The sequence below is a fragment of the Sphingorhabdus sp. EL138 genome, assembly GCF_945890115.1.
Classification (GTDB): domain Bacteria; phylum Pseudomonadota; class Alphaproteobacteria; order Sphingomonadales; family Sphingomonadaceae; genus Sphingorhabdus_B.
The window spans coordinates 1-9545 of record NZ_CAMDCK010000033.1 but is presented as its reverse complement, the minus strand read 5'-3'; the positions used below and the strand labels follow the sequence as shown (position 1 = coordinate 9545).

General features: G+C 55.0%; 6 protein-coding genes. All 6 read right to left on the bottom strand.

The features are described 5' to 3' along the window. Window positions 1-1088 (bottom strand): filamentous hemagglutinin N-terminal domain-containing protein (locus tag Q0O07_RS11100; RefSeq protein WP_295493664.1); only part of this gene is annotated, 1088 nt, incomplete at its 3' end. Window positions 1089-1138: 50 nt separating this feature from the next. Further along, on the bottom strand, window positions 1139-2845 hold the full coding sequence (locus tag Q0O07_RS11095) for a ShlB/FhaC/HecB family hemolysin secretion/activation protein (protein WP_295493662.1): 1707 nt from the start codon (window positions 2843-2845) through the stop codon (window positions 1139-1141). Further along, window positions 2835-4799 carry an adenylate/guanylate cyclase domain-containing protein gene (locus Q0O07_RS11090; protein WP_295493660.1) on the bottom strand — a complete coding sequence of 655 codons (1965 nt, stop codon included), beginning with the start codon at window positions 4797-4799 and terminating at the stop codon, window positions 2835-2837. Before Q0O07_RS11090 ends, Q0O07_RS11095 begins: the two co-directional genes overlap by 11 nt. After that, complete coding sequence (locus Q0O07_RS11085) at window positions 4796-5560, bottom strand: hypothetical protein (RefSeq protein WP_295493657.1); 765 nt, start codon at window positions 5558-5560, stop codon at window positions 4796-4798. The genes Q0O07_RS11090 and Q0O07_RS11085 overlap by 4 nt, the downstream gene beginning before the upstream one ends. 41 nt (window positions 5561-5601) lie before the next feature. Next, a complete protein-coding gene (locus Q0O07_RS11080) occupies window positions 5602-8562 on the bottom strand; it encodes a CHAT domain-containing protein (protein ID WP_295493653.1) in 2961 nt (986 codons plus the stop codon). Between the two features lie 729 nt (window positions 8563-9291). Continuing rightward, window positions 9292-9447: a hypothetical protein gene (locus Q0O07_RS11075; RefSeq protein WP_295493652.1), complete on the bottom strand. Its 156-nt coding sequence runs from the start codon at window positions 9445-9447 to the stop codon at window positions 9292-9294. Window positions 9448-9545: the final 98 nt, after the last annotated feature.

Sequence of the window (9545 nt, the reverse complement as noted above, 5' to 3'; positions counted from 1 at the left end):
CCGGACAGGGTCTGGTTGGCAGAGGATGCGTAATCGAAGACCGAGTTGGTCGCGATGGAGAGGGCTCCTGTACCAGCGGTGCCCGCGCCGCCGATTATGAGGCTGCCGGCGCTGATCGTGGTGGCGCCGGAGTAGTTGTTGGCGCCAGTCAGCGTCAGCGTGCCCGCGCCAGACTTGGTGAGGCTGCCAGTTCCAGAGATGATGCCGCCGTACGAAATGTTGTCTGACCGGTTGAAAGCGAGTGTGCCGTTGTTCGTGATGTTGCCGGTGATTGAACCGGAGGTGCCGCCATTGCCGATCTGAAGCGTGCCGGCGCTGAGGACGATCTGACCATTTACCATCGAGACCGATTGTGCCTGCACAAGGCCCTCGACGTTGATCACAGTCGCCGCAGTATCTGCAGCGGCGCGCGCCGTCATGAGAATACGCCCGCCGTTTGCTAGCAGTTGCCCGGTGCTGGCTTGAGACAAGTCGCCGTCAACAGCAGACGTTGGGATAGCGAAAGATATGAGCTTGTCGTTTGAAAACGATACAGAAAATGCCTGTCCCGAACCCAACGCGATTGTGCCCATCTCGGCCTGAATCAGCCCGCTGTTTGTAACGCGGTTGCCGGCCAGAACAACATAGCCAGAAGCGGTTGTGATCGTACCGCCATTGACGATCGCGTCCGTGCTTTCGCCCGACAGGCTGAACGCATTTCCGATCGCAAAGGCTTCGTTTGTCAGGCCAAGTGTTGTCGCCAGAAATCCGCTCACATTGATGCTGCCGGTTGATCCTACAACAATGCCCTTAGGGTTCAGGATCCAGACTTGGCCATTGGCCGAGATCGTGCCATCGATCTGTGAGCGTGCAATCACATTCGCCGATCCGATGACACGATTGAGCACGATCGAACTTGGGTTCGGCTGAACAAAGGTCAACGTGTGGCCCGAGGCCACATCCAGACTTGACCAGTTGATAACGGCACGCTCGCTGGTTTGGGTGATCGTTCTTCCTGTGACCGTTGTCCCAGTGCCCGTTGTCGCGATCGTGGTGTTGATACCGCTGGAGCTCACAATGTCATTGGCGTGCGCCGCAGAAATAGCCATGGCGCTGGCGGCGCCAAGGAGGGACAATCGTAGGCGCTGGGGCAAGATCATCAGAACATTGCCAGTACATTAAGGTTGAAGCGGGCGGAAATATTTTCCGCACCAACAAGCTTAAGTCGCGCTTGAGCGCCCTGAAAATCGAAGTTGAACCGGCCAAATATCAGCATCCGCACACCCAAGCCCAACGAGCTGATATGGTTGGTCTGCTTGTCCGCAATCTCAGTGGCCAGTGTCGTCGCATTGGCATAGTCGGCAAAGGTGTAGAGCTGAACACCTTCGATCAATCTTTCAGCGGCGAAGGGCAACGCGTAACGCAGCTCTCCCGACATACCCATCCCGCGCTCACCCGTGATGACGGAGGGGTCGTAGCCGCGGCCAATGGCTGGCCCGCCAAAGCTTACTAATTCACCCGATGCCAGTCGGTCCGTCGAATACTGGCCTTGAAGGTTAAGCTGGGCACTTACGCTGGGGGTTAGGCGCTGATTGCGCGCCAAGGTGTAAACGACACGCTGAAATTTGGGCTGAAAGCCTGGCACAGAGGGCTTTGGCGCTGTTGCGTCATTAGCCCCGAGTACGACCAAGCCCTGAAAAAGGGAAACTGATGCATTGGTGTCGCCGTTCAGCCAGTTTGCTTGTTGCCAGCTCAGCGTTGCCTCGGCCACGGTACTGCGGTCATCAGTCAAGAGCTCACCCAGAATGTTCGTCTCGTTGCGGTTCAGCGCAGCGCCAATATCTAGGTAAATGGAGTTCTTGCGGCTTCGAATGAGCGGCATGCGCAGTCGACCGTTAAATGACATGACACGACTGCGGACATCTAGATCCTTGATCGCTCCGCCCGGTCGCGCGAACGCGATGAGCCCGCCAAAACTGCCCACAAGTCCGTGGGCGCCAATGGGCATGGCATAGCGCCCACTTACCGAACGTAACTCCCTTAACTGCTGTCCTGCAGAAGACAGCGTCAAATCCAGCGCGCCCGGCCGACCAAATGGCTGAGAAATCGTTCCACCAAGCGAATAAGACAGTGGGCCGACCAGCTCTGCTGATGTATTTGAAAACGTTGCTCTGTACTGGTTCGGTACCTTGACCGCCGACACAAGTAGCTCGGAGCTTCCAAGCGCCCCGCCTTGCTGTAATAATGTTGTGCCGGCCAGCCCCGGTATGTCGTTGATCAACAACATATGACGTTCAAGGTAGTTGAACCGCGTGGGTCGATCTTTGGGAACTGACGCCATCAACTTTTCAATCAACCGTGTAGACGACGGATTGGGACCATCAACAAAAACATCGCCAATATAACCCTCAACCACCTGCACTTGCAGCGCTCCACCTTCAACTTTTTGCGGCGGAATAAACACACGTGTTAGGAAAAAACCCTTAGAGCGATATAGGTCCTCAAATTTTTGCGCTACATCTCTTAAGTCCTGCAGAACAATCTTACGACCAACCAGCGGCGCGAAAAAAGCATCAACCTCCGATTTTGGAAAAAAATTTGCTCCGCTTACTTGGATGATTGAGATAGAAAATTCAACTTCATCAACTGCTCTTGGCACGGCCGATTTTTCGGGATTTTGAATACGAAAGTCATAGTTTAGAGACGGAAGCGGTAATGGTGCCACGCGCTGACGGGAGATATCACTTTGCGGCGGCAGAGCGACTTGAGAAACAGCCGCCTCTGCCGGGAAAAGGACCCCGCAAATAAACCCAACTGCCGTGGGAAGCCGTTGGCTTAATAGCCATGCGAGCTGTTTACTTATCATCCATCACCACACGCGTCGAAATTATGTTCTTTCTGATCCGTCCAATATGGAACTGAACAATTGGATCGTTAGGGAATGATACAGCTATGTCATCAAAAGCTAACTTAGCGCCTTCGCTTTCCTTTGCTAGCATGTTATATGCTTCAGCATACTTCTTAATTAAATTTGGATCATCGGTATCTGCAATCGGATTGTAAAGTGCTGATGCTGATGTTTTTCCTTTAAGAACAATATCGCCAATTTGGCGAAAATTAATATTGGGACAAAGGTCAACAACATCGCTCGTGCAGCAAATGCGTGTTCCAAAATATTTATTCACACCTTCGGTGCGAGCTGCCGTATTAACTGTATCGCCAAGCGCCGTGAAGTCCATGCGAGCGTGAGAGCCGAAATTTCCAATGACAGCATATCCGGTATGAACGCCAATACGTGTAACGCCGATTGGGATGTCGCGAAGATTGCAATCTTCGCGAAATTTTTCAGCGTATGCGTCAAGTTCAAGTGCGCAACGAACTGCACGTTCGGCATGATCTGGCTGACGGATCGGCGCATTAAATATAGCCATGATGGCATCACCGATGAATTTGTCGATTGTTCCTTCGTATCTAAGAATTATTTCGCATGCGCCGTCGAGATAATCATTTAGGACGTTTGAGAGATCTTCGGCCTTCATCTGCTCCGACGTGGTCGTGAACCCAGCGATGTCGGTGAAAATGAACGTTGCTTCCTGGCGTTCGCCGGAAATGGTCACGGACGTCGGATCTTTCACAAGTCTGTCGACAATGGCCGGAGAGACGTAGCGCGAGAACGTCCCCTGCACGAACTCGCGCTGCTTGCGCTCTGCTCGGCCGATGAACACATCCATCATCCAGATTGACAAGGCGAATGCGATGCTCGGCCCGATAATGGGCAGCATTGGTAAGCCATAGCCAAAGCCAACGATTGCCCCAACCCAATACGACGCGAGGATTGTGACGCCAACGCCAACATTGAAGATGATGCCGCGCTTAAAGAGGCTGACCGCCACGCCCAATATGGCGAACAGCGCGGAAAAAGCGATGATGCCATTAAGCGACATTCGAGGCGGGGCGCGATTTTCGAGCAACTGGCTGATGCCGTGCGCTTGAACGAACACGCCCGGCATATTGCCTTGATCGCCATCATCAATGATCGACAGCGGTGTCATGTGGCGGTCGGTTATCGACAGTGTCGCGCCAATCAGAACGATCTTTCCGCGGAAGAATTCATCTGGAAGGATAGACACAAATTGGGCGGGGAACGATGGGAATGGCTGGCCTTCCGCGTCAGGGCGAGGGCGCCACGCAATCTCTACGGGTGTAAGCGGCGCCGTGCCACCAAAGAGGGTGACGGCCTTGCGAACAAAGCCGGCAGGGTGACTGGCCGTGTCCACCATGCGGCCATTTTTCATTTCCCCGCCAGGATTAATCCTGCGGATGAGTGTGTCAAATGGATCGGATAACAAATTCGCCTCTGCCCGTTGATTTGCAGGAACAAAGTCATTGAGAAAGGCTAGTTGTTCGGGCGTCACTATGTTGGGGGAAGAGGTATAACTTAAAAAAAGCGGTGTTGGCGTCGTCGCCAGGACCTGCTTGAGACGCGCGTCCTTGGTGGGCTCAGTTGGCTGATCGATGATAATATCGACGCCGATCACCCGTGCCCCCTTTGCAGACACTTGGCTGATAACATCAGCCAGAAAGCCCCGGTCAACCGGCGAGCGATATGGGAAAGCGGTCAACGTATCTTCATTGATCGCGACTACCACAATGTCAGTTGAGGGCGCTATCGCTGGCTGCATTGCGGCAACCCGAATGTCGGCCACCTTGTTCTCAAGGTTTGTTAGCGGCGCCAGAAAGCGCACTGCACAAAGGGCAGCCACCGCAGCAAAGATGGCGATCAGAGCTGCGGAGAAAGCCTGCTTCTGCGCCTTGCTCATTGCGGCTCCTTTGCAGCGTCGACCATTTTCGCAGGCGCCGCTATCTCTTGAGTGTTAAGGCGTGAAGCTGGGAGCGGCGCAGCGCCTTGCCCATCGATCTCCGACTGTATCTGTCGGAAATATGCATCGGCTTGCTGAACGCAGGCCTTCTCAAGCATCCATGAGCTCAGAATGAGGGGATCGACGACATCAGCGGGAATTACATTGAGACTGATGGCGTTATCTTGCCCAGGAACTTGTATGAGAAAAGTTTTTACACCGTCCAGCTTGGCAAGATCCGGCGCGGCCATTTTGGTCTGCTCCTTTTGCCACACAAAATCGGCGCGCCACGAGCGGTCGATCGGATAGACAGTAAATTTCGTCTCCTCAGAGGCGTCAGGCCGCCACCAAATGGGTCGCTGGCCCTCGCGAATACAACGTGCACCCCCTCTTGAAATGTCTACGAGCCACGGATCTGGCAGCGGCGCGGCATTTGCACCAGACCGGATCGAGCCGACTTTGCTTGCACGGTCGTTGCGCGTTGAAATGAGTGCAGCAAGCGCAAGCCGAGGGTTCTGAGTTGAACCAGCAGACTTCGTCAGCACGCCCGTGTAGGTGCCGCGCAGCGTCACAGCCTGTCCGTCAGCGCCAATAAGGGTAACCCGCTCTCCGTCTTTCAGATCGATTGTTGCGGCACTGTCTAAGCGCATGCCCGGTCGAAGACCAGCGCCTCGCGCTTCGACGACGATCATTGGGGCAGCATGGGACTGTGAAGCGATCATGAGAGCGCCCAAGAGCACAAAAAGGCTGGTCCCACGCCTCATTAGCTCTGTTCTTCATCAAGCGGCTTTATGGCGCCGTCACCCATCAAGACAAATGCCGCCCAGAAGAACGGGTGCGCAAATGCGGGGACTTTCGAAAGGTCCAACTGGGCCGCGCGCAAGGCCGTATCAATGGACATGTTGGGGGTTTTGGAAAGGGTGGCGAATATGGATGACATAAGTGCGCCAGTCGCCGCCGAAGGCACCTGCCAGTGGCTCACCAGTAGGCTCTTTGCGCCAGCCCGAAAGAATGAGGCTGCCAGACCGGACAGCGACTGCCCACCGTCAGCCTTGCCCGAAGCCGCAGTGTTACAGGCCGACAGCACAACCAGATCAGCCTTCATCGGTAATGCTGCGATCTCGCTCGCGTCAAAAAGTCCATCACCAAAATGGGTTTCTGCCGGCTCGCTTGGCGGCGTCAGCACGATGCCGGGCTGCGATTGACAGCGGATTTCCCCAGGCAAGAGGCCGTGGGTTGCAAAGTATAGAATACGATACTCGGCCAAATTGCGTGCGCGCAGCGCAGTTTCAGTTGCCTGCTCACCCAATATAATGTCGCTTGCGTTCCCCCCCAAAGCCTTAGCAACGTTATTAATCTCGTTAGCCGTGTCAGGTAGAGAGGCCAGTGAGCGAAGCAATTCAGCTGGGACGATGTCGCCCGACTGGCAGCTCCCAGTTGCGCTGGCAAACGCAGCTTCCCGTGCCGCAACCCGTTGAACCGGCGCCAGCACCGGATCACCCACCGCAAGCAATTTGCGTGCATGCTTGCCGACCAGACGTGTGGATCGCAAATCTACAAAGGAGCTAATCGTCGGACTATAGGAAATGTCAAAATCATTAGTTAGCCAATGGGCTGAAACATATTGGCCGCGTACTGGCGGCTTTGTCACGAGTACGCCAAATGGCAGATTGGCCAAGGGCCCTGCCGGAACAATCACAATCCGCTTTAAGTCGACGATCTCGTCTTTCATCCCGGTAAAGAGATCTTTATACAAAGCATGAGCAGCATCCAAGTCAAAATCACTGATCGATGACCCTTCAATCTCAAGGCCACGCCTTAGGCGCGCCACAACCGTCTCGAGTGCTGCGCTTCCGACGGGAACCGGAGCAACTACGATCTTATTCCTTGTTATAAGTTGAACAAACGACGCTTGTTTTCCCACGAGATAAACAAGCATTCCTTCGTCAACGCCAAGACGGCCGCGCAGCTGATCCAGCTTAGGGCCCCTTGCATCAGTCAGAGACGAAAAATCGGGAAACTGATCGGCTATTTTTTTACGTACTTCGGCGATAATTTCGCCCTGTGCCGCAATCTCAGTTGAATATTGTTCTTCGGCTTCTGCGCTGCGGTTTTCAACTGACTGGGCTTGCTCGGTTGCTAGTTGCAGGCGCTGCCCAGCCTCTTTCTGCAATGCGGTATCCAGGCGTTGCAGCAGACCCGAAAGCTCCGGCGATTGTGTCGACAGCCGCGCCGACGTTAGGGCCATTGTCCGGTCAAAAACCGGGGAACTGACCATTTGAAAGGCGTCGAACACCTCGGTGAACAGGCCGAGCTTTGCCGAAGGGTCGCTGTAGCGTGCCGCTTCCTCAACAATGGCTTCGGCAAACGGAATGATATCTTCCGCACGGATTGGAGCCGTATCCCTTGGCAATGTCTTTGCAATCGCGATTGCTTCACGAAACACAATGATAGCCGAAACATTCATATGCTCAGCCTGATAAGCCCGTCCAAGTGCGACACGCGCCTGAAGGGTGGCCAATCCTTCTCCGAAGGCCTTCTTGCGCAGGTCTATCGCTTTCTTGAGATAGGCTTCGGCTGCTGAAAGGCGGCTCTGTGCGCTGCTCACGTTGCCAAGCGTGACAAGCGTGTCGCTTTCCCACCACGATGGCTCACCATCAACCCGCTTGAGGATCAGAGCAGCCTCGGCGGCGCTAGCATATGCGCCGGTGACGTCGGCAGTGCGCAGCAACATTCCTGCTTCCAGGTTCAGCGCCATGGCTAGTTCAGCTTCGAACCCATTTGCCATGCCCGGCAACTGTGACAAGGATTGGGAACCAGTGCCCGTGGCTTGCGCGACGATACCGCGCCATTGCGCCGCCGCTGCGCGAGCGAGCACCAACGCTTCTTCAAAGTTCCCTTTATTGGCCGCGACAAAGGCCTGGTACCCGCTCATGCGCGCGCGATCGGCAGGCTTGGGGGATTTTTCCACGATCGGAGCAGCGCGCCGGATCAAAGCCTCGGCTTCGTCATTGCGCCCCTGATTGCTAACAATGATTGCAAGGTCTAACAACACATCGTTCGTCGCCATATCGTCTTCGCCATAGAGGCGGACTTGTAATTCCAAGGCCTTGCGGAATTCTCGTTCGGCAGCCGTAAAGGCAGACTGGCCAGCAAGCGCGCGCGCATTGCTCAGATAGCCTGCGATTTTCTCTTTCTCCGCCGCGCTGCCGATGGCGATCGGCTTAGACCAAAGCGAGCGGATTTGCTCTGCTTGCTGCGTTCTCGAGGTTGTTGGAACCTCCAATCCCAACAATTGGCGCAGGACGGGATAGGCCGATGCCGGAGCTTCAGCAACGCGCAGCACATTGGAAGCCGCACTGACCATTACCAATGTTGGCCAACCATCCCGCCGGTGCCGACAGGGGAACGCAAGGACACTCCCTTTCGCATCGCCATCAGTCAGAGATTTTGCCGGTTCACAATCGAGTTTGGTTTCCATCGACACAGACTGACGGCTCGATCGAAACACTTCGGCCAAATCGCCTGTGCTGGTCGACACAAGAGAGTAGCTGAGGCTACCGACAGCGACGCCTTCGCATATGATGGTCAGATCGCGGGGAAGTAGTCGGGATGCGGGGGCTTCAGCTCGTTCCTGCGCCACGCAGCTCTCGCCCAAGACCGTCTTGACCAGTTGCGTTGCCAACGAAGGCAGGCCCTGCACGCTTGACAAATTCGCAGACATCCTCTTGTTTGGATCGGCGTCTGTACAGTTGTATGGTGACTGCTTGCTGCCTCCTGCGCCGTCCGTAAGGGCGGTACCGGCGCAAGATTTTGTGTCTTGAGCCTCGACATCGGACAAAGGGAGTTTCGCAGCTCCAGGCGTCGACACCACGGCAAGCAAAGCGAAAAGAAGCTTTGTCCTAAACTGCATGACTACCCGATTTATAGCAAACCATCGCGCGCAGGGCTAACCGACTGTTTTTACTTGTGATCAAATTATACACTCCAGATGTCTAGACAGGTTGGCAGCTGCAAACGCAGTCAATCGAAACCGTTTTCGGACACAATTTTTTGCCCGCAGGGCTGATCTTACGAAACCAATGTCGGGATTCCGGCGCCCGTTGCGACGGTAGATTTTTCGAAATTTTCATAGCAAAAGTGTATTTATTCATAAGCTTATTTGCAGATAGAGTGGTACCTCGATGGCACCCTTGTTCGCGCGTCAGACTCATAAACAGGTCCCCTGCGGGGCTCCGTTTCATTTAAAACCGAAAACAGTGATTACTTTTCCGTAAGTATCTGGATGATCCGCGCCTCCTCGATCGCGCTGAAATCGGTGCCCTGCAAATTCGGAAGCAAGCGGCGGTGAACAACCTGTCGTCGAACAGCACCAACCTGCAGGCCTCTCGCAGCCTTATCTAGGGTGCGGATTTTGAGCGGGGATCTACCAGCCTGGCTAAGAACCAGGTCCTCAGCCGGGCCGCGCAGGCGGTTCTGTCACTGGGCCAACCAGTCGGTCAAGCAGGTCACCCAGCTGATGTAGTAGGTCGGGAGGGCCATCTCTCAACCATTCGGTCTCGTCAGGAGCGGCGGCGTTGGTGAAGGGTCGCCCCTTTTCATTTGCCATATATCTTTTGCGTCTGCGGTTTACGCGCCGCCCCTCGCTTGCTATCGGGCCCCTTCCAGTGCGCGGAGCGGTGGCCGAGTGGTCGAAGGCGCACGCCT

Coding starts and splice junctions, on each gene's coding strand:
- Q0O07_RS11085 (WP_295493657.1), bottom strand. CDS start 5,560: ATGATCGCTTCACAGTCCCATGCTGCCCCAATGATCGTCGTCGAAGCG.
- Q0O07_RS11075 (WP_295493652.1), bottom strand. CDS start 9,447: ATGGCAAATGAAAAGGGGCGACCCTTCACCAACGCCGCCGCTCCTGAC.
- Q0O07_RS11095 (WP_295493662.1), bottom strand. CDS start 2,845: ATGATAAGTAAACAGCTCGCATGGCTATTAAGCCAACGGCTTCCCACG.
- Q0O07_RS11080 (WP_295493653.1), bottom strand. CDS start 8,562: ATGTCTGCGAATTTGTCAAGCGTGCAGGGCCTGCCTTCGTTGGCAACG.
- Q0O07_RS11090 (WP_295493660.1), bottom strand. CDS start 4,799: ATGAGCAAGGCGCAGAAGCAGGCTTTCTCCGCAGCTCTGATCGCCATC.